Annotated in this window: 15 protein-coding genes; 4 read left to right on the top strand and 11 right to left on the bottom strand. The window is 71.4% G+C overall.

The genetic code is table 11. The features are described 5' to 3' along the window. Nucleotides 1-15 precede the first annotated feature (15 nt). The 5 genes from ASG23_RS16390 to ASG23_RS16370 are packed head-to-tail and all read right to left on the bottom strand — an operon-like array spanning nucleotide 16 to nucleotide 5,255. A complete protein-coding gene (locus ASG23_RS16390; RefSeq protein ID WP_200941629.1) occupies nucleotides 16-963 on the bottom strand; it encodes an endonuclease/exonuclease/phosphatase family protein in 948 nt (315 codons plus the stop codon). A gap of 18 nt (nucleotides 964-981) precedes the next feature. Beyond that, the gene (locus tag ASG23_RS16385) at nucleotides 982-1,521 is read right to left on the bottom strand and encodes a gluconokinase (protein WP_235521183.1); all 540 of its coding nucleotides are present in this window, start codon (nucleotides 1,519-1,521) and stop codon (nucleotides 982-984) included. Then, a complete protein-coding gene (gene manD, locus ASG23_RS16380; protein ID WP_056027275.1) occupies nucleotides 1,518-2,744 on the bottom strand; it encodes a D-mannonate dehydratase ManD in 1,227 nt (408 codons plus the stop codon). Before manD ends, ASG23_RS16385 begins: the two co-directional genes overlap by 4 nt. Beyond that, the gene (locus ASG23_RS16375) at nucleotides 2,741-4,201 is read right to left on the bottom strand and encodes a mannitol dehydrogenase family protein (protein WP_235521181.1); all 1,461 of its coding nucleotides are present in this window, start codon (nucleotides 4,199-4,201) and stop codon (nucleotides 2,741-2,743) included. Before ASG23_RS16375 ends, manD begins: the two co-directional genes overlap by 4 nt. A 46-nt stretch (nucleotides 4,202-4,247) precedes the next feature. Then, the gene (locus ASG23_RS16370) at nucleotides 4,248-5,255 is read right to left on the bottom strand and encodes a LacI family DNA-binding transcriptional regulator (RefSeq protein WP_235521179.1); all 1,008 of its coding nucleotides are present in this window, start codon (nucleotides 5,253-5,255) and stop codon (nucleotides 4,248-4,250) included. A 121-nt stretch (nucleotides 5,256-5,376) separates the two neighbouring features. On the opposite strand from ASG23_RS16370, the gene uidA reads away from it, so the two are divergent. The 3 genes from uidA to uxaC are packed head-to-tail and all read left to right on the top strand — an operon-like array spanning nucleotide 5,377 to nucleotide 10,028. Then, nucleotides 5,377-7,161, top strand: a complete 1,785-nt coding sequence (gene uidA / locus ASG23_RS16365) for a beta-glucuronidase (protein ID WP_056027269.1) — start codon at nucleotides 5,377-5,379, stop codon at nucleotides 7,159-7,161. 47 nt (nucleotides 7,162-7,208) lie between these two features. Continuing rightward, nucleotides 7,209-8,600 (top strand): glucuronide transporter, encoded by a 1,392-nt coding sequence (uidB, locus tag ASG23_RS16360; protein ID WP_056028466.1) that lies wholly within the window; start codon nucleotides 7,209-7,211, stop codon nucleotides 8,598-8,600. 3 nt (nucleotides 8,601-8,603) lie between these two features. Then, the gene (uxaC, locus tag ASG23_RS16355) at nucleotides 8,604-10,028 is read left to right on the top strand and encodes a glucuronate isomerase (protein WP_056027265.1); all 1,425 of its coding nucleotides are present in this window, start codon (nucleotides 8,604-8,606) and stop codon (nucleotides 10,026-10,028) included. Nucleotides 10,029-10,043: 15 nt separating this feature from the next. Here the strand turns inward: uxaC and ASG23_RS16350 are convergent, their stop codons facing one another. Both ASG23_RS16350 and ASG23_RS16345 read right to left on the bottom strand, forming a co-directional pair. Continuing rightward, a complete protein-coding gene (locus ASG23_RS16350; protein ID WP_056027262.1) occupies nucleotides 10,044-10,574 on the bottom strand; it encodes a pyridoxamine 5'-phosphate oxidase family protein in 531 nt (176 codons plus the stop codon). After that, nucleotides 10,567-12,492 carry an alpha-amylase family protein gene (locus ASG23_RS16345; protein ID WP_235521177.1) on the bottom strand — a complete coding sequence of 642 codons (1,926 nt, stop codon included), beginning with the start codon at nucleotides 12,490-12,492 and terminating at the stop codon, nucleotides 10,567-10,569. The genes ASG23_RS16350 and ASG23_RS16345 overlap by 8 nt, the downstream gene beginning before the upstream one ends. 143 nt (nucleotides 12,493-12,635) lie before the next feature. Here ASG23_RS16345 and ASG23_RS16340 point away from each other — a divergent pair, with 143 nt between their 5' ends. Continuing rightward, on the top strand, nucleotides 12,636-13,622 hold the full coding sequence (locus ASG23_RS16340; protein ID WP_056027256.1) for a LacI family DNA-binding transcriptional regulator: 987 nt from the start codon (nucleotides 12,636-12,638) through the stop codon (nucleotides 13,620-13,622). Between the two features lie 51 nt (nucleotides 13,623-13,673). On the opposite strand, the gene ASG23_RS16335 is transcribed toward ASG23_RS16340, so the two are convergent. The 4 genes from ASG23_RS16335 to ASG23_RS16320 form a co-directional block, all read right to left on the bottom strand. Continuing rightward, nucleotides 13,674-17,030 carry a glycosyl hydrolase gene (locus ASG23_RS16335; protein ID WP_056028463.1) on the bottom strand — a complete coding sequence of 1,119 codons (3,357 nt, stop codon included), beginning with the start codon at nucleotides 17,028-17,030 and terminating at the stop codon, nucleotides 13,674-13,676. A gap of 466 nt (nucleotides 17,031-17,496) precedes the next feature. Next, nucleotides 17,497-19,644, bottom strand: a complete 2,148-nt coding sequence (locus tag ASG23_RS16330) for a glycosyl hydrolase (RefSeq protein ID WP_056027252.1) — start codon at nucleotides 19,642-19,644, stop codon at nucleotides 17,497-17,499. After that, a complete protein-coding gene (locus ASG23_RS16325) occupies nucleotides 19,641-20,372 on the bottom strand; it encodes an HlyD family efflux transporter periplasmic adaptor subunit (protein WP_056027249.1) in 732 nt (243 codons plus the stop codon). The genes ASG23_RS16330 and ASG23_RS16325 overlap by 4 nt, the downstream gene beginning before the upstream one ends. Further along, nucleotides 20,369-22,042: a glycosyltransferase family 2 protein gene (locus ASG23_RS16320; protein WP_235521173.1), complete on the bottom strand. Its 1,674-nt coding sequence runs from the start codon at nucleotides 22,040-22,042 to the stop codon at nucleotides 20,369-20,371. Before ASG23_RS16320 ends, ASG23_RS16325 begins: the two co-directional genes overlap by 4 nt. Nucleotides 22,043-22,082: the final 40 nt, after the last annotated feature.

The raw sequence follows: 22,082 nt of genomic DNA, 5'->3' as shown, positions 1-22,082 counted from the left end.
GGGGGGATCTCCTCTCTACAGGCTGATGTTCGCGAGGACGGGACGGTGGTCCGAGCCCGGCTCCCCGCGACGGGCGTTCGGGTCGTCGGTGATCGACGGGACCGGTCCCGCACCGTCGGTGGTGACCGCACCGTCGGCGACCAGGCCGACGAGGGCGTGGCTGACGAGGATGTGGTCGATCAGCTCCTTGCGGCCGCGGTACTCGCGCGAGTACCGCTGCGCCTCGGGGATGCGGGCTGCCAGGTTCCACAGGCGCTGCCGGTCGCCCAGGTCGGGTCGCGCGAAACCCCCGGTGCCGATCTCCGAGCCCGTCGGGCCGAGCAGGATCTGCGCCGTCGCCGCCTGCGGCTCGTCGTTGAGGTCGCCCAGCACCACGACGGCCGCACCGCCGTCGACCGCGGCGAGCCTGCGGGTCGCGGCCGCACGAACGGTGACCGACTCGGCCGATCGCCGGTGCAAGGCGTACGCACCGAACCGTGCCCGCTCACCCTCGTCGTCGGTGGAGAAGCGACCACCGGGGAACGTCAGCAGCTTGGACTTGAGGTGGCAGGCGATGAGGTCGATGCGGCGGCCGGCCACGTTCACGCGGACCTGGAGCGCGGCTCGCCCCATCGTCGAGCTGGACACTGCTGTGTCGTCGACCTGGATCGGGCGCAGGCCGGCGGGGAACGCGATCCACTGGCGCACGGAGGTCATCGGGAGCCGGGACAGAAAGCCGACCCGGATGCCCCGCCGGTCCGGCGCCGCCGTCGCCTGGTGCCACGTGCCGCCGACGCGCTCGGCCAGGTCGGTCAGGGCAGCGACGTCACCGACCTCCTGGACCGCGAGGACGTCGGGGGCCATCGTGACGATGACGTCGGCGAGCGCGGTGAGCTTCGCCTGGTACTGGGCGGCGGTCTCGGGGCCGGCCGCCTCGCCAGGGAGGAACAGGTTCTCCAGGTTCCACGTGCAGATCCGCACCATCGCGACCGCCCCCTCGGGTCACCTCGTGTCTACTCCTGCGCGGAATCTGTCCACAAGGCCCGGCATGACCGCGACACGCCCGGGCTCGCCGGCACGCGCGGCGAGCGTCGCGGCGTCGAGGGTGCAGTCGAGGACGACGCCGGCCTCGTCGCCACCCAGCGGCTCGAGCGTCGCCAGCTGGGTGTCGAGGAGGGACACCGGCATGAAGTGGCGCTCACGGGCGCGCATACGAGACGCAAGCTGCTCGCGCGTCCCGACCAGGTGCACGAACCGCAGACCCGGGACGGCGTCGCGGAGCATGTCGCGGTAGGCACGTCGCAGCGCGGAGCACGCCACGACCGCGCCGTCCGGGTGGGCGGCGAGCGCCAGGCCGACGAGCCGCAGCCACGGCCACCGGTCGGCGTCGTCGAGCGGCGTGCCGTGCGCCATCTTCGCCAGGTTCCCCGCGGGATGGAGGTCGTCGGCGTCGAGGAACGGGACTCCGAGCCGGTCGGCGAGCAGCGCGCCCACGGTCGACTTGCCGCAGCCGGAGACGCCCATCACGACGTGGTGCGTCACCAGTCGTGCACCGTGCCGTCGGCCAGCCGGTTGTACGGCAGGTACGCGACCTCGTAGGGGTACCTGCCGGCCTCGTCCACGTCGAGCTCGACACCGAGGCCGGGCTTGTCGCCGGGGTGCAGGTAGCCGTCGGTGAACGTGAACGACTGCTGGAACACCGCGTTGGTCTTCGCGCCGTGCTGCATGTACTCCTGGATGCCGAAGTTGTGGATGGCCAGGCCCACGTGCATCTGGGCGGCCAGCCCGACCGGGGAGATGTCCGTCGGCCCGTGGAACCCGGACTTGACCTGGTACTGCGCGGCGTAGTCCATCACCTTGCGCAGCGGGCTGATGCCCCCGAAGTGCGTCGAGGCGGCCCGGACGTAGTCGATGAGCTGTTCCTTGATGAGCGCCTGGAAGTCCCACACGGTGTTGAAGATCTCGCCGATCGCCAGCGGGGTCGTGGTGTGCTGCCGGACCAGACGCAGGGCCTCCTGGTTCTCGGCGGGCGTGCAGTCCTCGAGCCAGAACAGGTCGTACGGCTCGAGGGACTTGCCCAGCCTGGCGGCCTGGATGGGGGTCATCCGGTGGTGCCCGTCGTGCAGCAGCGGCAGGTCCGGACCGAACTCGTGGCGCACCGCCTCGAACACGGTCGGCAGGTGGCGGAGGTAGGAGCGGGTGTCCCAGTCCTCCTCGGCGGGGTAGGCGCCGCGCTGGGCCGGCTCGTGGTCGTACCGCTCCCCCGTCGTCGACTGTGCCGCGATGCCGTAGATGGACTTGAGCCCCGGCACGCCGGTCTGCACGCGGATCGAGCGGTAGCCCTGCTCCTGGTGCTCGCGGATGGAGTCGAACAGCGCGGGCAGGGACGTCCCGGATGCGTGCCCGTAGGCCATGAGACCGTCCCGGCTGGCTCCCCCGAGCAGCTGATAGACCGGCATCTCGGCGGCCTTGCCCTTGATGTCCCACAGGGCCATGTCGACCGCGGCGATGGCCGCCATGGTCACCGGGCCGCGGCGCCAGTAGCCGCTGCGGTACAGGAACTGCCAGGTGTCCTCGATGCGGGACGCGTCGCGGCCGATCAGCAGGGGCGCGACGTGGTCGCGCAGGTAGCTGACGACAGCCAGCTCGCGGCCGTTGAGGGTGGCGTCACCGAGCCCGGTCAGACCTTCGTCTGTCGTGATCTTCAGGGTGACGAAGTTGCGGTTCGGGCTGGTGACGACGACGTCGGCGGCGACGATCTTCATGGTCGGGCTCCTGACAAGGTGCGGTGGTGCGGGCGGGTACGGAGGACGAGCTGTTCGGCCACGTGACGCGCGTACACGTCCTTGCGTGCGAGGCCGGGCGCGAGGACGTCGAGGGCGGACCGGGCCGCCGTGGCGCTGCCCTGGCCGCGCAGGCGTTCGGCCAGTGCGACGGCGTGCGGGTCGGAGGTCGTGACGTCGTGGTCCTGCAGGTGCAGGATCCAGTCGGCGACGACTCCCGCGCCCGCCTTGCCCACGGGCAGCCCGGCGGCGGCTCGCGCCTGCGCGACAGCCAGGATCCGGACGGGCAGCTTCTGTGACCCGTCGCGGCCGATCTGGGCCAGGCGGTGCTCGATGCGAGGGTTCGAGAACCGCTCGCGCAGCGCGGCGAGCGCGGTCTCGGTGGGCAGCGGGAGCACCTCCGCGGCCTCGGACCAGAGCTCCTCCACCTCGGCGCGGCACACGGGGTCCGCGAACGCCTCGGCCACCGTGGTGCACCCCCGCTGGGCTCCGCGGTACGCAAGGAGGGTGTGGCCGGCGTTCAGCAGCCACAGCTTGCGGCGCTCGTACGGCTCCAGGTCGTCGACGAACTGCGCGCCGACGCGGTACCAGGCGGGTCGGCCGGCCGGGAAGTCGCCCTGCAGCACCCACTCGCTGAACGGCTCCGTGACGACGGGCGCGCGGTCGCTGCGCCCTGTCAGCACGAACGTGATCGCGCGGTCGGTGTCGGTCGTCGCCGGCGTGATGCGGTCGACCATCGTCGAGACGAAGGAGACGTTCTGGGCGATCCAGTCGGCCAGCGACTCGTCCACAGCCGACGCCATCTCGAGAGTGACCCGGCGCAGCACGGCACCGTTGTCGGGCAGGTTGTCGCAGCTGACCACCGCGATCTGGCCGGCTCCGGCGTCGCGGCGGGCGCGCAACCCGTCGACGAGACGCCCGGGTGCGGTCGTGGAGTCGACGGCGTCGCGCTCGAGGTCGCCGACGACGTCGGCGTCGGACAGGTCGAGCCCGCCGTCCGCGTCGCGCCGGTACCCCGCCTCGGTGACGGTGAGGCTGACGACGCCGACCTCGGTACGCCGCAGGTACCCGCGCCAGGCGTCGCCGTCGGCGCCGTCGTGCACGGACACGAGGGCGTCGACGACCTCGGCCTCGTCCAGCCGCGCGGACCGGACGAGCAGCGTGTACCGGCCGTCCTGCGCCCTGAGCGGGGCAGCGGCCGCCGCCGAGCGGCCCGTGAACGCGGCCACGCCCCAGCGGTCGGCGGGGTCTGACAGCTCGTTGGCGCGCTGGGTGTACCAGAGCAGATGTGCCCGGGCGAACGCCCCGAGGCCCAGATGGACGATCCGTACGGTGGCGGGCGCTTCGGTGCGCTCCCAACCCGTCTCGTCGTGCACGATGAACACCTCCTGACCGATGGCCTCGCCTGAGGCCTCGATCCAGTGAGCCCCCGTCGTCACCCGAAGGCAACCGGTTGCCGTCACTTGCCCCGGCGGGCTGCGGGCATCAGCGTCGGCGGCGCAGCCGTCGCGCCGTGGACTCCCGGACCACGAGCGTCGCGGGGAGCAGCGCAGGACGGACCTGCGGCGGTGTGCGCGAGCCCATGCCCGCGAGGAGGGTCCGGACCGCGTACGCACCCAGGGCTGCCAGTGGGGCTGCCACGGTGGTGAGGGTGGGCGAGCAGAGCTCCGCGCCGAAGATGTTGTCGAAGCCCACCACGCTCACGTCCCGCGGCACCCGCACGCCAGACGCCTGCAGCGCACGCATGAGCCCGATGGCGACCACGTCGTTGTAGGCGACCACCGCGGTCGCTGCCGACGCGGCGACGGCCTCCGCGGCCTCACCGCCGCCGCCGAGCGTCGGAGCGTAGGGACCGAACCGCAGCACCCGCAGGCCGAGCTCGTCGGCGCTCTCGCGCATGGCGCGCCAGCGCATGCCGTCGGCCCACGACGCCTCTGGTCCCGCGACGTACGCCACCGTGCGGTGCTCGAGCCCCGCGAGGTGCTCGACGGCGCTCCGCATCCCGCGGGTGTTGTCCGTGACGACGCTCGGGATCCCGGTCAGCACGCGGTTGAGCACCACGGTAGGACGCTGCTGCGCCATCACCCGGATCGCCGAGTCCGACATCCGCGACGTCCCCAGGACGACCCCTTCGACGAGGGGCAGCGCGCGCTCGAGCGCCTTGCGCTCCACCACCGCCGACTCGTACACGTCCGCCACGAGCAACGTGTAGTCGGCCTCGTTCGCCGCGAGCTCGGCCCCACGGATGATGCCGAAGTAGAACGGGTTGGTCACGTCGGAGACGACGAGCGCCAGGAGCGACGTCTTGCCCGTGGGCAGCGCGCGGGCCAACGGGTTCGCCCGGTAGCCCATCTCCTCCGCCACCTGCCGGATGCGAGCGGCCGTCTCGGCGTTCACCCGGCCCGGTCGGGAGAACGCCCGTGACACGGTCGACGGGGCGACGCCACAGGCCTGCGCCACGTCGTAGATCGTCGGGACCCGGTGCTCCTCCACCTTCCGACGGTAGGCACCGCGACAAGTCATGGCAACCGCTTGTCGTCGCGTGATCACGGGTCCTCAATAGTTCTACCGGCCACTGCGCAGATGCGTCGCCGGCGATGAGAGGAGAGCACCGATGCTTCGTCCACAGGACACCGCGAGCCGCGAGCGCAAGACCCTGAACGGCTTGTGGGACTTCCGCCTCGACGCGACGGGCGCCGGTCGGCGTGAGGGCTGGCACCGTGCCCCGCTGGCCGGTGCGCAGGCCATGCCGGTCCCCGCGAGCTACAACGACGTGCTCGTGGGGACCACCGGCCGGGACCACGTCGGCGACGCCTGGTACCAGACCACGGTCCGGGTGCCGCGCGGATGGGCCGGTCAGCGTGTCGTGCTGCGGTTCGACTCCGCGACGCACGCCGCGGTCGTCTGGGTCGGGGACACCGAGGTGGCCCGCCACGAGGGCGGGTACACGCCGTTCGAGGCCGACGTCACCGACCTCGTCTCCCCCGGTGACGAGGTCCGCGTCACCGTGGTGGTGAACAACGAGCTGACGTTCCAGACCATCCCGCCGGGCATCGTGCGTGACACCCCGCAGGGGCGTCGGCAGCAGTACTTCCACGACTTCTTCAACTTCGCCGGCCTGCACCGGTCGGTCTGGCTGTACGCGACGCCGACGACCTACGTCGACGACATCGTGGTGGTCACGGACCTGCAGGGCACGACGGGTGTCGTCGCGTACGACGTCACGGTCGCGGGCGGGCCGCAGCACGACGTGCGCGTGACGCTGCGCGACGCCGACGGCCGGGCCGTGGCCATTGCCGACGGTCCCAGCGGCGAGCTGACCGTCCCGGACGTGCACCGCTGGGAGCCCGGCGCCGGGTACCTCTACGACGCGCAGATCCAGCTCCTCGACCCCTCGGGGACGCCCGTCGACAGCTACCACCAGAGCGTCGGCGTCCGGACCGTCGAGGTGCGCGGGACGCAGTTCCTCATCAACGGCGAGCCGTTCTACTTCCAGGGCTTCGGCAAGCACGAGGACACGGCCGTGCGCGGCAAGGGCCACGACGACGCCTACCTGGTGCACGACTTCGAGCTGCTCGACTGGATCGGCGCCAACTCGTTCCGCACGTCGCACTACCCGTACGCCGAGGAGGTCTACGACTACGCGGACCGCAAGGGCATCGTCGTCATCGACGAGGTCGCGGCCGTGGGGCAGAACATGGGTCTGGCCGGTGGGATCTTCGGCGGCGAGAACTACACGACGTTCTCCCCGGAGACCGTCAACGACGTCAGCCAGGAGGCGCACAAGCAGGCGATCCGTGAGCTGGTCGGCCGGGACAAGAACCACCCCAGCGTCGTGCTCTGGTCGATCGCCAACGAACCCGAGTCCGACACCGACGCGGCACGGGCCTACTTCGAGCCGCTCTTCGCGCTCACCCGCGAGCTGGACCGGAGCCGGCCTGTCGGCTTCGTGAACGTGATGCTCGCACCCCACGGGAGGTGCCAGGTCTCCGAGCTCGGCGACGTGATCATGCTCAACCGCTACTACGGGTGGTACGTCAACACGGGCGACCTCGTGGCGGCGGAGGCGGCGTGGCTGGCGGAGCTGCAGCAGTGGGCGACCGACGGCAAGCCGATCATCATCACCGAGTACGGCGCGGACACCGTCGCGGGGGTGCACTCGCTGACCCCGCAGCCGTGGTCCGAGGAGTACCAGGTCGAGTACCTGGAGATGAACCACCGCGTGTTCGACGCGGTCGACGCCGTCGTCGGTGAGCAGGTCTGGAACTTCGCGGACTTCGCCACCGCCTCGAACAGCGTGTTCCGGGTGGACGGCAACAAGAAGGGCGTCTTCACCCGGGACCGTCGCCCGAAGGCCGCCGCGCACGTGCTGCGCCGCCGCTGGACCTCCAAGCCATGACCACCCCCAGCACCGCCGCGTCCGCGCGGCCCGACCGAGGAGTCGACATGACCAGCACCGTCGCTGTCTCCGACCCGATCGCCACCCCTGCCACCACGCCCAAGCTCCGGTTCCGCTCGTACCTCGGCTACGCCGCCGGGGACGCGGGCAACAACCTGGCGTTCTCCATGACGTCGATGTTCCTGCTGCTCTACTACACCGACGTCGTCGGCATCTCGGCCGCGGCGGCGGGGACCCTGTTCCTCGTCGTGCGCGTCTGGGACGCCTTCGCGGACATCTGGGCCGGCCGGCAGGTCGACAAGACGATGACCCGCTGGGGCAAGTTCCGCCCCTTCTTCCTGTTCGGCTCGCTCCCCCTGCTGCTGCTCTCCGTGGCCACGTTCACCGTCCCGGGCGGACTGGGCGGCACGGGCAAGCTCATCTACGCGTACATCACCTACGCGGCGCTGGGGCTGGCCTACAGCCTCGTGAACATCCCCTACGGCTCGCTGGCGTCCGCGATGACGCAGGAGCCCGTCGAGCGCGCCAGGCTGGCGAGCTTCCGGTCGATGGGGACCGCGGCGACGATCATCGCTCTGGCGTTCATCGTGGCGCCGCAGATCAAGAGCTCGGACAACCTGCAGCAGTCGCTGACGCTGACCACGCTGCTGTTCGTCGTGATCGGGTTCGGCCTCTACATGCTGCTGTTCTCCACGTCGAAGGAGCGCGTGGCCCGCGACGTGGCGCACGTGACCCTCAAGCAGAGCCTGGGCACGCTCAAGGGCAACCGTCCGCTTCTCATGCTGTGCCTGAGCGCGCTGTCGTTCCTCGTCGGCATGTTCACGCTGCAGACCGTGCAGGCGTACTACGCCCGCGACGTGCTCGGCGACGCCAACTACTTCATCATCCTGACCGTCGTGAGCACCGGCGTGATGTTCGTCGTCGCCGGCTTCATCCCCCGCATCGTGCGGGCGGTCGGCAAGAAGCCCGCCTACGTGGCCAGCAGCGTGCTGGCGATCATCGCCGCCGTCGGGATCGCGCTGACGCCGTCCACCCTGCCCGGGCTGGCGATCACGTTCTTCGGCCTCTACGGCGTCGGCCTGGCCGCCGTGAACACCCTGATGTGGGCGCTCGAGGCAGACACCGTCGAGTACGGCGAGTGGCGGACCGGTGTGCGCACGGAGGGGACGACCTACGCGGTCTTCTCGTTCACCCGCAAGGTCGGGCAGGCCGTCGGCGGCGCCGCTGCCGCGTACGGGCTCGGCTTCGTCGGGTACGTGGCGCAGCAGGACGTGCAGAGCCAGGCGACGCAGGACGGCATCCGGTACATCGCTGGGTTCGTCCCCGCCGCGTTCATCCTGGTCGGCGTCGTCATCATGGTCTTCTACCCGCTGACCGAGACCCGCTTCCGGAGCATGGTGGCCGAGGTCGCCGCCCGTCGCGCCGCACGGGAGGACTGAGGCGTGCCGACGCTCACCGGGCAGGCCTTGCGCCTGCACCCCGACCGGTTGCTCCCGGCAGCACCCGAGCTGAGGTCGATCGCCCGCCGTCTCTACGACGAGGTCCGCGACCTGCCGATCCTCTCCCCGCACGGGCACGTCGAGGCGCGGCTGCTCCTCGAGGACCAGCCCTTCCCCGACCCGACGACCCTGCTGGTCACGCCGGACCACTACGTCACGCGGCTGCTCCACGCGTCCGGCGTGCCGCTCGACCGGCTCGGCGTCGGTCAGGGGCCGCTCTCCCCCGCGGCGGCTCGCGAGGGGTGGCGCCTCCTGTGCGAGAACTGGTCCGTGTACCGCGGCACCCCGGTGAAGTACTGGCTGGAGAGCGCGCTGGTCGACGTGTTCGGCCTTGACCTGAGGCCGAGCGCCGAGACGGCCGACGCGCTGTACGACGGGATCGCCGACCAGCTCGCGCAGCCCGCCTTCCGTCCCCGGGCGCTGTTCGACCGGTTCCGGATCGAGGTCCTCGCCACCACCGACGACCCCGTCGACGACCTGGCCGCCCACGCGGCCCTTCGCGCCGACCCGACGTTCACCGGACGGGTGGTGCCGACGTTCCGCCCCGACAGGTACCTCGAGGCGGGACGGCCCGACTGGGCGCGCGACGTGCTGCACCTCGGCGCGGTCGCGGGCATCGACACCGGCTGCTACGCCGGCTGGGTCGCCGCGATGGAGACCCGGCGCACGCACTTCCGGCGGCACGGCGGCGTCTCCACCGACCACAGCCACGAGGACGTCGGCACCGAGCCGCTCGACGCGGACGAGGCCGAGCGGATCTACAGCGAGGCGCTTCTCGGGACCGTCGAGGCGAGCCAGGCGACGGCGCTGCGCAGGCACATGCTGCTGGAGATGGCCCGGATGGCGACCGAGGACGGCCTCACCATGACGCTGCACCCCGGGGTGCGCCGGGGCCACCACCGGCCGACGGGCGCTCGGTTCGGGCCGGACACCGGCCACGACCTGCCGCTGCCCGGCGCCTTCACGGACGCCCTGCGGCCGCTGCTCGACCGGTACGGCACCCACCCGAATCTCACGCTCGTGCTCTTCACGCTCGACGAGTCCGTGTTCTCCCGCGAGCTCGCCCCGCTCGCCGGCTTCTACCCGTCGGTGTACGTCGGCGCGCCCTGGTGGTTCCTCGACGCACCGGACGCCATCCGCCGCTGGCGGTCCGCCGTCTCCGAGACCGCCGGCCTGTCCCGCACCAGCGGGTTCATCGACGACACCCGGGCGATCTGCTCGATCCCCGCCCGCCACGACATGGCACGGCGGCTCGACGCCGGCTACCTGGCCGGCCTTGTCGCGGACCACAGACTCGACGAGGACGAGGCGGCCGAGGCCGTCGTCGACCTGGTGCGCGGGAGGCCCACCGCGGTGTTCGGGCTGTAGCGGGTCTCGTCGCACTCAGCAGCGGTAGGCCGTCTGCCCGTGACCGCCACCGAACGCCAGGACCTTGGCCGGGACGACCCGGTACACCCAGGCGCCCTCGGATCCCCCGCCCGAGTCGCTGCGCTCGACGAATCCCTCGCCACGCACGTCGAACACCCAGTCGTCGCCGTACTTGGCGTACCAGGCGTCGGCCAGCGACTGGAGAGCGTCGGGGTCGGTGACGCGCAGCGCCTCGCCCTCGACGACCAGCTCGACCCCGGTGTCCCAGCCGCCGGCCCCGGTGCTGCCGGTCGTCACCGCCACGTGCGGGTCGGCGTCGAGGTTGCGCACCTTCTGCTCGTGCGGGCCGGTGCAGAACGCGAAGGCGCCGTCGTGCCAGACGCCGACGAGCGGGACGGCGTGCGGGCGCCCGTCCGAGCGGACGGACACGATCCAGTAGAGCTGCGCATCGGCGAGCCGCCGCTCGATCTCGGTCCACGGTGGTGCGGTGGCCGACGGGTCGCCGTATCGGGGGTCGATCACCCCGGTCGGTCCGGTCTCACTCACGGGGTCCTCCCTCGTCACGCGTAGAGACCCGCAACCACAGGACCCCGTGCGCCGGGACGGTGATCCCGCCGCGCAGGGTGACGACGTCCCCGGCGAGCAGGTCCTCGGCCGAGGCAGGCAGCCCCGAGAGCGTCGTGGCGTCCACGTGCTGCGGGTCGTCGGCCACGTTGGCGATCACCAGGACCAGGGTGTCCGGCCCAGGGCGCTGATAGGCCACCAGGTGCGGGTTGTAGGTGTCGAACGTGATCAGCGCGTTGCCCGCCAGCTCGGGCGTGCGGCGGCGGACCCGGACGAGGTGCTGCAGACGCCCGAAGATCCGGCCGGCGTCCGTCGACGGGTCGTCCCGCTGCCCGTAGGCGGCTGCCGGGTACCGCGGTCGACCCACCCAGCGGGTGTCCTCACCGTGACCCGGTTCGTCCAGCGCGCCGTAGTCGTTGAGCTGGCCCACCTCGTCGCCGAGGTACAGCAACGGCATGCCACCGGTGGACAGGACGATCGCGTGCGCCAGCACGATCCGGTCGACGGCGCCCGCGTCCCCCGCCTCCAGGCCCGCCAGCGACGCCGTCGTGCCCGCGATCCGGCAGTCCCCGGTCCGCGGGTTGTCCTGGAAGGGCACGCCGCGCGCGAACGACCCGGGGAACCGGTCGACGTAGAACTGGTTGAGGAACCGCCGGTGCGCGGCGGCGTCGATGCCGAGCTCGGCGGCGTCCTCGTCGGCGAAGGTCCAGCCGATGTCGTCGTGGCTGCGCACGTAGCCGACCCACGCCGTCCCGGGCGGCAGCGCGTGCCGCCGTTCCAGAGCCTGCTGGAGCAGACGCCCGTCCCGGCTGGCCAGCGAGCTCCAGATCAGCGCCATCTGCAGCGGGTCGTAGGAGAGCTGGCACTCGTCGACGCCGATGTACTCGATCACCTCGTCCGGGTGGACGATCGCCTCGGACTTGAACAGCACGGCCGGCGCGGCGATCCGGCAGACCGCGTTGAACGCCTGGAGCAGCAGGTGCGCCTGGGGCAGCGACTCGCACGCCGTGCCGAGCTCCTTCCAGATGAACGCGACGGCGTCCATCCGCAGGATGTCCACCCCCTGGTTCGCGAGGAAGAGCATCTCGGCCGCCATCGCCCGGAACACCGCGGGGTTGGCGTAGTTCAGGTCCCACTGGAACGAGTGGAACGTCGCCCACACCCATCGTTGGGCGCGCCCGTCGGGTGTCGGGATCGGCACGAACGAGCCCGGGTGGTCGTCGGGGAAGATCTCCCGTGCCGTCCGCTCGTACGCGTCGGGCATCGTCCGGTCGGGGAAGATCCGGTAGAAGGCCTCGTGCTCGGGGTCGCCGGCGCGGGCTGCACGGGCCCACGCGTGCTCGTCCGACGTGTGGTTGAACACGAGGTCGACGACGAGGACGATCCCGTGCGCGCGCAGCTCGTTCGCCAGGTCCGCCAGCTCCGTCATCGTGCCCACCGACGGATCGACGTCGCGGTAGCTCGACACCGCGTAGCCGCCGTCCGAGTTCTCCTGCGGCGCCTCGAACAGCGGCATCAGGTGCAGGTACGTCAGGCCGAGCTCCTGGAAGTACGGGATCTGCCTGCGGACCCCGGCGAGGTCACCGGCGTACCGGTCGACGTACAGGACGCCGCCGAGCATCCGCTGCGACGTGAACCAGGTCGGGTCCGCCTCGCGCGCGTCGTCGAGCTCGCGCAGGTCGGCGGGCCGCTCCTGCCAGCTGGCCGCGAGCTGCCCGGCGAGCAGCGCCAGCTCGTGCGTCGTGGCCTCCCCCGGCCCGTACACCTCCTCGAGGAGGCGACCCAGCCGCCCGACGTGCCGGTCGACGCGGGCCGTGAAGGTAGCCCACTGCGCGTCGGTCGTCTCCGGCCGGCGAGCGGCGGCGACGGCGTCCAGCACAGCGCCCGGCAGGGTGTTCACGAGTGGGATCCACGTCGGCCGGCCACCCTCGCAGACTCACCCACCCGAGGACGCGCGTCAACCGGGAGGACATGTGTGCGGATCAGCGCTCAGAGGCTGCGGACTAAGGTGTTGCGGACCTGCAACGGGGAGGCGAAAGGGCCGTGCCACGGTTGACGAGCGCTGATGTGGCGCGGGAGAGCGGCGTCTCGCGCACGACCGTGAGCTACGTCCTGAACGGCAAGACCGGCGTCACGATCCCGGAGTCCACCCGGCAGCGGGTGCGCGACGCCGCCGCCCGGCTCGGTTACACCCCCTCCGCTGCCGCGCGGACCCTGCGCTCCGGCCGCAGCGACCTCGTCCTGTGCGTCCTGCCCGACTGGACGATCGGCCCGGTCATCGACACCCTGCTCGACGACCTGAGCACGCGACTGGCCGACCGCGGCCTCTCCGTCCTCGTCCACCAGACGAGGGGTCCACGTCCGCTGTCCGAGCTGTGGCGGGCGATCACGCCGCGCGTCGTGCTCGGCCTCGCGCCGTTCGCCGAGGAGGACGAGCGCGCGATGCGCCAGGCCGGCATCCAGGTGGTGGGCAGCGCGCTGGACGAGGTCGCCCACCCCGGGACGTTCACGGTCCCCCAGACCAGGATCGGGCAGCTCCAGGTCGAGCACCTCGCCGCGCGCGGTCACCGCGTCCTGGCGTACGCCGCCCCGAGCGACGACCGGCTGGCGGCGTTCGCGGACCGGCGTCTGGCCGGCGTCGTGCTCGGGTGCGAGCAGCTCGGCCTGCCCGCCCCCCAGGTCCAGGCCGTCGACCTCGACGTGGCGTCCGCCGCCGCCGCCGTGAGGAGCTGGCGTGCTCGTGCCGAGCCGGTGACCGCCGTCGCCGCCTACAACGACGAGGTGGCGCTCGCGGTCCTGTCCGGGCTGCGCGCGCAAGGGCTGCGCACGCCGCAGGACGTCGCCGTCATCGGGGTCGACGACATCCCCGCCGCACGCCTCGCCGCACCCGCCCTCACGTCGATCTGGCAGGCCGTCGACGCGCAGGCCCGCTACCTCGCGGATGCGGTCCTGGCCGCGCTGGACGACACGGTCGAGCCGCCGGCCCAGCCGGACGACGTCTTCCACGTCATCGCCCGCGACTCGACGTGACGCGCCGGGTCCGACAGCGCCTCGACGCTGCCGGACCGCGGCGGGCGTCCGCTAGCTGAACGTGAACCAGTTGACGTTCACGAAGTTGGCCGGCTGCCCCGAGTCGAACGTCAGGTAGACCGTGTGCGTGCCGGTCGTGGGCTGGATGTTCGCCGGGATCGTCCGCCAGCTCTGCCACCCACCGGTGTTGGCGATCGCGAAGCTCCCGATCGACGGGCCCGTGAGGCTGTCGAGCCGCACGTTGACCAGCCCGCTGATCCCCCCGGCCGCCCCGGACGCCACCCGGGCGCTGAACGTCCTGCGCTCGGTGCTCCCGAAGCTGACGTTGTCGAACCGGAGGTGGTCACCGTTGGCGATCCACCCGACGTTCTGGCCGCCGTCGGTGTCCGACGTCGTCTCCTTGGCGACTCCCGCCATGCCGGACCACGCCTCCGCCTGGATCCGGGAGGTGGCGTCGATGCCCGTCGACCCCGCGGAGGTGGTGACGTTCACCGCGCTGCTGGCCGCCGACCGGTTGCCGGCCGCGTCGTACGCCCGGACGGTGAACGAGTAGGCGGTGGAGGCGGACAGGGCCGTCGCCGTGTACGTGCGGTTCGGGGTCGAGCCGATGACGGTGCCACCCCGCAGCACCTCGTACCCGGTGACGGCCACGTCGTCCGTGGACGCCGACCAGGCCAGGGTCGTCGCCGACGAGGTGGTGCCCGACGCGGTCAGGCCGGAGGGGGTCGACGGTGCGGTCGTGTCGCCGCCGGCTGCGGACGTCGTCACGGACACGGGGGTGCTGCTCGACGAGCGGTTGCTCGCCGCGTCGAGGGCCCGGACCGTGAACGAGTACGTCGTCGACGGCGACAGGCCGGAGGCGGCGTAGGTGGTGCCCGACGCGGTGGCGACGACCGACCCGTTGCGGAGCACCTCGTACCCGGTGACGCCCACGTCGTCAGTGGACGCCGTCCAGGACAGGGTGGTCGACGTCGCCGTCGTGCCCGAGGCGGACAGGTACGCCGGCGTCGAGGGTGCCGTCGTGTCGGACGGCGGCGCCGTGGTGTTCGAGCTGGCCACGGACCGCGCCGGGACGGCGAGCGTGACGCCGTTGGAGAAGGTGACGGTGATCGCCGACCCGCTCATGTTGGCTGCTTGGTAGGTGCGGACGCCGTTCTTCACGAACACCGCGTGCAGCGGGGTGTTCGCCGTGACGGAGCGGTCGACCGTGCCGAGACCCGACAGGTTCCTGAGCCAGTAGAACGTGTGCGCTCGCGACTCCCCTTCCTCGACCGCGTACGAGCCGGCCTGCGAGCGGAACTGCGTCAGCGCCGTCGGGGCGTCGGCCAGCGCCTGGAACTCCCAGACGATGTCCTGCCAGACCGTCGCCGGACCGCCGTTGTTGCGTTCGAGCTCCGCGAGGTTGCGGCCGATGTACGACGGGTTGTAGCCCAGGTACAGGTGACCGGCCGTGCTCGGCAGCAGGTTGATGCCCTGGATCATCTCCGGCTCGGCGCTGAACCAGGTCGAGTAGGAGCCGCCGTCGCCCCAGACCATGCCGACCGTGGAGTGCCCGAACGCGGCGGGGAACGCCTCGTCGTCGGTGTCGAACCAGTAGTTCTCGATGGCGGAGGCCTGCGTCGTGTACAGGTAGATGCCCAGGTCACGGACCGTCGTGTTGCCGGTCACCTGACCCCACTGGATGAGCCCGCTGGCGAAGTTCATGCCCTCCGACGACGACTCCTGGTTGTTGCCGGCCGCGAAGGCTCCGTGGCCGGCGGCCCAGTCGTGGCCCGCGTAGATGTCGAAGTCGCGTAGGAACGGGAACCGGGTGTCGGTGCGGTCCCAGTTGGCCGCGTCCTTGATGACGGTGTTGACCATCTCGCCGTAGGCGGAGTCCGCGGCCCACGAGGGGTCGAACTGCGCGACCGTGGCGGCCCCCACCACGTAGTAGCCGTAGTGGAAGTGGTGGTCGTTGAGGTCGGTGTCCGACCCGTACGAGGCCGGGTAGCCGATCAGGGTGCCCCAGCCCGGGTGGTACCAGAACGACCGGGTGGTCTCCCCGGGGGACGCCGTCATCCAGTCCGTCAGCCGGGTCCTCATCGCCCCCACGAGGGCGTCGCGGGCGGAGGTGTTGCCGGTCAGGTTGGCCATGTGGGCGACCTGCGCGGCACGCCCGAACGCCTTGCCCGTCCAGTACGTGTCCTCGCCGAAGCCGGCGAACGGGTCGGTGGACGCGACCTGCGAGATGTAGCCGTCCAGCTGCGTGGCGTCCGCGGAGCCCGCGGCGAAGCCGGTGTTCGCCAGCTGCGGGAGAACGCCGTTGAACGTGGAGACGGTCTGGAACTGCGAGCTGCCGACCACGACCCGCATGGGACCACGCGGCGAGGTGTACGAGTAGTTGCTGACTGTGGCGCCCGTGAGGTTGTCGCGCTGGTGCGGGTACAGGGCGTAGACCGTGCCCGTGCCGGAGCCCTGGCGCGCCGTCGTGGTGAACGCGTAGGTCGAGGTCATCTTGGCGGTCGTCTCGTTGTAGGACCAGGAGACCACGGTGTCGGTCACGTGGTTGTGCGCGTACGGCGCGTAGGCGCTCAGCGCGGCCGCCCGGTCGGCGTTGCTGCTGCTCGGCGTGGTGGGCAGGACGGCCACGGAGAAGAAGGATCCGCCGTCCAGCGACGAGCTGATGGTGCTCCCGGAGACCGACCAGGTGGATCCCGTCGGGCCGAACGCCGCGTAGTCGTGGCCGTTGATCGTGTAGCCGATGGCTGCGTTGCCGTTGCTCCAGACCGTCGGTGCGGCCGCGCCCGTGAGCGTCGCGTTGCCACCGGTCTTCGTCGCGTAGACGAAGGGCAGGCCGTGCCCGAACGTGGTGCGCAGGCTGCTGCTGCCGTTGGTCCACAGCTCGCTCACTGTCCAGTCGGAGTAGTCGTCGACCTTGCCGTCCGCGTCGAGCCCTGCGATCCCGAGGCGGAAGTCCTCGGCGTAGTTGTAGTGGTACTCCCCCACGCCTGTGGCGGTCCCGCTGATGCTCGCCGTCGTCGGGTAGCTCACCCCGAGCCCGTCGGTGTAGGCGTGGAACGCGAGCGGGTGCGCCATGAGGTTCTCGGAGACCGACGCGCAGCTGAACTTGCGCCACAGCAGCGAGGTCCACCAGTCGTTCGTGGGGATCGCGCCGGCCGGGAAGTTCGTCGTCACGTGCGCCCGGGGGTCGGTGATCGGGGTGTTGCTGCACTCCGTGGGGACCGCGCCGCCGGTGGGCGTGCCCTCCGCGTAGCTGCCCGATCCGACGTCCACCGCCTCGGCGCGCGGCACCGGGAGGGCGATCGCCTGCACCAGGTACGCCAGCAGGGCGCCGACCGCCACCATCGCGATGAGACGCCGGCGATCGAGAGGACGACGGGACGGGATCGGTCGTGCGTGGGCAGACATCCGGGTGTCTCCGTTCGGGTGCGGCACACCGCGCCGACGATTGGGTCGACGACGGGACCGAGGGCGCGGTGGTGCGACCGTGCGTCGACGGCCGCTCTGACGTGCGGGCCGTCAGGCCCAGCGCGACGCTGCGCTGGACCCGGTCAGCCCTGGGCTGACGGCATCAGCCCGGTGCGGTACGTGCGGGTGGGTGGGTCGCCCGCAGTGAGTCGGCCAGGGCACGCGGACCGTGTGCTGGCCGGGGGGTGGATGTCGAGCCGACCCGGCGCGCGCACCCTCGACGGTGAGGGCGCGTATCCCGGTGACTCGTGTCACTCCTCAACTCACCCTCACCCCGGGTCGGGTGAAAGTCAAGCGCTGGATCACCCGAGAAATCGCCCGCACGACCTCTTGACGCGCGTGGGCAGGACGACGGCGCCCGCCCCGGGAAGCCGGAGCGGGCGTCGTCGTGTGCGTCGGGCTGCGGTCAGCCGGCCGCCGCGATGAAGGCGAGCATCGCGGAGCGCGAGCTGCCGTCGTCGACCGCGACGTCCGGGAGGCTCGTCGCCTCCTGCCAGGCGTCAGCGGCGTCGTCCGGGCCGGCCAGCGCCCGGTACATCAGCAGGTAGCCGCCGAACTGCACGCCGTAACCGCCCGGTGTCGCCTCGTCGACGGACGCCCGGATCTGCTCCGGGTCGACACCGTCGGCCATCGAGGTCTGGACCGGGCCCATCGGGATGAGCTGGATGCCGAGGATGGCGTTGGGCTCGGGGCTGAACCACGTGGCGTAGTCCCGCTTGCCGCCCCAGTTGAGGGACACGATCGTGTGCTCGAACCCGCCGAACTGCTCGAGGTCCGGCGCCGTCCAGTACTCCCGAGCGGTCAGCGCCTCGGTCGAGGCGAGCCACGCCGCCTCCGTCGCGAGCTCTGGCTGGTCCGAGGCCTGCGCCCACAGGCCCAGCCCGTTCCAGGCGGTGACCGCCTCCGACGACGACTCCTGGTTGTTCCCGTCCGCGAACGGGGACGTCCCGGACGCCCACGAGTGTCCCGCGTACGGGTCGAAGGACCGCAGCTGGGGCAGCGAGTCGGACGGCAGGGCCGCGGCGATCTCCTGCGCGAGCAGGTCCATCACCGGTGCGAGCTCGGCCGCGAGTGCGGCGTCGTCCTGCGCGAGCAGGCCCGCAGCCGCCAGGAAGTACCCGTAGTGGAAGTGGTGGTCGTTGAGCTCGTCCGAGCCGAAGGACGGCGTCAGGCCGATGACCGAGCGGGCAGCCTCGTCGTACACGAAGCACCTGGCCTCGCGTGCGGTGCAGCCGTCGGGCTCGGCCCACTCCTTGAGGGCGTCGACGGTCGTCGTCCTCAGGTCGGCCACCACGTCCGGAACGCCCAGCTGCTCGCCCAGCACGACGAGCGACGCCGCGCGGTTGAGCGCCTTGCCCCCGAAGTAGGTGTCGGAGGGGAAGGCCGGCGTGGCCGCGACGTCGGCGGTCAGCGCGTCGACGATCGTCGTGCGCTGGTCGTCGGAGATGCCGTCCAGGTCGAGCTGACGGCTGGCCTCCACGGCGGGCGCGAACGACGTCAGCTGCGACCCGGCGCACAGCTCCAGGTCGCCGTAGACGCTCGGGTACGCGCCCAGCCCGCAGTCCGCGCGCGTCGGCTGCTCGCCGGCGCGGTGGTGCGGCATGAGGACGTACGCCGTGGGCGACCCGCCCGCCGTGCGGTACGTGAGGGTGGTGCGGGCGACGGCGTCGTCCACACCGTAGGTCACGTCCACGCCGGTGACGGGGTCGGCCGCCGCGGTGCGCAGGGCCGTCGCGGCAGCGTCCGACGCGTCGGGAGGCAGCGCGTACCAGGTGGCCGTCGCGCCGGAGCTCAGCGTCGTCGACCCCCCGTCCGTCTGGCCGCCGACGAGTCCCCACTGCGAGGTCCCCGCATCCGCGGTGGCTGCGCCGTCCTCGCCGGGCGCGAAGCTGCCACCGGACACGGTGCTGCTCAGCGTCACGTCCTGCACGGCCGTCAGGCTGACGAACGGCGAACCCGCCGCCACGACGACCTTGCCGAGCACCTCGCCCGACCCGTCGAGCAGGTCGATGGTCACGCTCACCGGGTCGGCGGCGCTCACCTGGGCGGTGGCCGCCCCGGCGTCCACGGTCACGGCGGGCACGTGCGGCGCGATGATGACCTTCGCATCCACGGTCGGGCTCGGCAGCCCGAGCGTGAAGCCCGAGTCGGTCAGGCCGAACGACAACGGCTCGGCGAACACCGGCTGAGGCTGGTCGCCGAACACCAGGCCGCTGTACCAGCGGTTGCTGGGCGGCACGACGCCCGGGGCGAGGCGCACCGGGTCGATCTTGGCCACGGCGTCGGCGGGGACGCCGGCGACGAGAGCCGCGGAGTCCACCTCCGGCGGGGTGGCGTCGGGAGGTCCGTCGACGTCGGCGACGGGGGCCGAACCTGCGGATCCGCCGTCGTCTCCGCCGGAGGCCGCGTCGTCGTCCGCCCAGGGGGCGACCGCCACGAGCACGGCGACCAGGGTGACGACGACGGCGGCCGCGAGTCCGATGACCCACCACCGGCGACGGGACGTGGGCGGGGGGCGTACCTCGGTCAGGGTGTCAGTTGTTCGAGTGGTCATCCGAAGAGTCCTCCCAGGTAGGTCTTGACGGAGGCCGCGGTGCGCGTCACCACTCCGTCGTTGTCCAGCTGCAGCTCGGCCGTCACCGGCGTTCCGGCGGACACGAGCCCGTTCTCCGCGCCGTCCTTGAGAGAGGCCCCGGTCAGCGTGAGCACCGCCTGGGCGCTACCCGCGACCGTCTCGACCTGGACCTCGGACACGTGCGCGGTGATCGCGCGCTGGTTCGGCAGCACGACCGTGGCGGTGGCGTCGTCCGCCACTCGTGCGTACTCGTTCGGGGTGAGGGTGTACTCGGCCTGCACGTACAGGGTGTTCGCGCGTTGCACCGTCGCCAGCTGGGCTGCCGACTGGACGAACGTGCCGCGCTCGGACATGACCTCCGTGACCACGCCGTCGCCCGTGGCGAGCACGACGAGCCGGCCCGCGGCGTCGATCTGGGTCGCCTCCGTCGCGGGGCGTGCGAAGCCGTTCTCGACGTCGTACTGGAGGGTGGCGGAGTCGATGACGAACAGCTGCTGCCCGGTGGTCACCGGGTCACCGACGTCGACGAGCTGGTCGACGACGAGGCCCGAGTAGGGCGTCCCGACGCCGTAGGTCTTGGCGAGGATCTGCGCGGAGTCGCTCACGGCGACGCCCCGGGTCTCGTTGAGCTGATAGGTCGCCAGGGCGGCGAGGACGAGCACGAGAAGCATGCCCCCGAGTAGTCGGATGCGGCTGGTCCAGGTCATGCGGCACCTCCAGGAAGTGCGGTGGCGGGGACGGTCGCGAGGTCATGACGGGGGGCGCGCTGCGCCTTGACGGCGGCTCGGGCGCGGTGGCCTTCCTTCCATGCGGTGAGGACGAAGCTCCCGAGGATCAGGGTGTTGGTGGCGTTCCACGCGAGCGCAAGGCTCGGGTAGCCGTTGCCCAGGTCCTTCCACACGCCGACCACCGTGGTGATGAGCAGGAACTGGAAGAACAGGACCTGCGGCATCATGAACGCGAAGGGCGACCGATAGGCGCCCTTCTGGCCGGTCACGTGCCACTTCTGGTCCTTCTTGAAGATGGCGTTGATGAGTGCGCGGGTGTAGATCGGGAACGACACCGCGGCGAGCAGGAGCACCTGCCACCGGAACGAGCCCAGCGTGTAGAACGCCACCAGGATCTGCATGACGTAGAAGCCGGCGTAGTACAGCAGCCACGTCATGGGGGTGATCGTGAGGTTCATCGGGGTGAGGTTGAAGTAGATCTGCAACGGCGGCACGAGGATCAGCAGCAGGGGTGCGATGCCGGTCAGGTAGTGCGTGGAGGTCACCAGGTACTGGATCCGCTGGTCCATGGTCAGCGTGCGCTTCGGGGACAGCGGGTTGTGCGTGAGCATGATCTCGAAGCCGCCCGTGGCCCAGCGCAGCTGCTGCTTGGTGTAGGCCTCGACGGTCTCCGGGGTGTCCCCCACGGCCAGCTCGGTCGGGATGTAGACCGTGCGCCAGCCCTTCTCGTGCAGCATCAGCGACGTCCAGACGTCCTCCGACTTGGAGTCCGAGTAGATGCCGCCGATCGAGTCTGCCGCCGACCGTCGGTAGATGACGTTGGTCCCCACCGAGAACGCCGCGTTGAAGCGGTTCCGCCCCGGCTGGATGAACTTGTAGAACACCGACTGCATGTAGCCGGCGCCCTTGGAGATGACCGTGTCGAGGTTGCCGTACACCTGGGGCGTCTGCACGAACGCCACGTCGTCGCTGGCGAAGAACGGCACGGTCTCGTGCAGGAACTGCGGCAGCGGCACGAAGTCGGCGTCGAAGATGACGAAGAAGTCGCCCTTGGCGATCGACAGGGCGTGGTTGATGTTCCCTGCCTTGGCGCCGTTGGTGGACAGCCGCCGGACGTAGCGGGCACCGAGCGCGGCCGCGAGGTCACGGACCTCGTCGGAGCGCCCGTCGTCGAGCACCCACGTGTCGTGCTTGCCCTGCATCCCCACGGCCGCCGAGACCGTGCGTCGGATGGTCTCGAGGTCCTCGCCGTACGTCGTGATGAAGACGTCGACGCTGATGGGCCACTCCTGCAGGTACATGCGCCACGCCTGCGGGTCCTTCTCGGTGCCGTCCCGGATGATCTCCCCGATGTCGTAGAGCCGGTCCTGGGCGTGGTGGAACGTGAAGCCCCGGGGGTCGGAGCCGCTGGACAGCACGGTCCACATCGCCAGCAGGGCGTGCGCCACGAGGACGGACTCCGCGACGATCACGAGGGAGTACGGCAGCCAGTCGCCCCGGTTCGCCGGGTTGAGCAGGAACACCGCGTAGATGATGACGCCGGCGCAGGCCAGCAGCACCAGCAGCATGAGGGACGGGCTCTGGGCTGACGCGTTCTCGGTCGCCCTGGTCGGCTTGATCTTGATCTGCTCGCTCTGCCGAGGTTCCATCACAAGCTTGTCGAACGTCGTTGACATAGGTCGCGCCCTT

This window comes from Cellulomonas sp. Leaf395 (assembly GCF_001424125.1).
In the GTDB taxonomy this organism is placed as follows: Bacteria; Actinomycetota; Actinomycetes; order Actinomycetales; family Cellulomonadaceae; genus Cellulomonas.
Note: the sequence above shows the minus strand (reverse complement) of the source record. Positions and strands in the feature narration are given on the sequence as shown.

Bases quoted from the DNA above. Each gene is read 5' to 3' on its own strand.
- ASG23_RS16390 (WP_200941629.1), bottom strand. From the start codon at position 963: ATGGTGCGGATCTGCACGTGGAACCTGGAGAACCTGTTCCTCCCTGGC.
- manD (WP_056027275.1), bottom strand. From the start codon at position 2,744: ATGAAGATCGTCGCCGCCGACGTCGTCGTCACCAGCCCGAACCGCAAC.
- uidA (WP_056027269.1), top strand. From the start codon at position 5,377: ATGCTTCGTCCACAGGACACCGCGAGCCGCGAGCGCAAGACCCTGAAC.
- uidB (WP_056028466.1), top strand. From the start codon at position 7,209: ATGACCAGCACCGTCGCTGTCTCCGACCCGATCGCCACCCCTGCCACC.
- ASG23_RS16335 (WP_056028463.1), bottom strand. From the start codon at position 17,030: ATGTCTGCCCACGCACGACCGATCCCGTCCCGTCGTCCTCTCGATCGC.
- ASG23_RS16330 (WP_056027252.1), bottom strand. From the start codon at position 19,644: ATGACCACTCGAACAACTGACACCCTGACCGAGGTACGCCCCCCGCCC.
- ASG23_RS16325 (WP_056027249.1), bottom strand. From the start codon at position 20,372: ATGACCTGGACCAGCCGCATCCGACTACTCGGGGGCATGCTTCTCGTG.
- ASG23_RS16320 (WP_235521173.1), bottom strand. From the start codon at position 22,042: ATGGAACCTCGGCAGAGCGAGCAGATCAAGATCAAGCCGACCAGGGCG.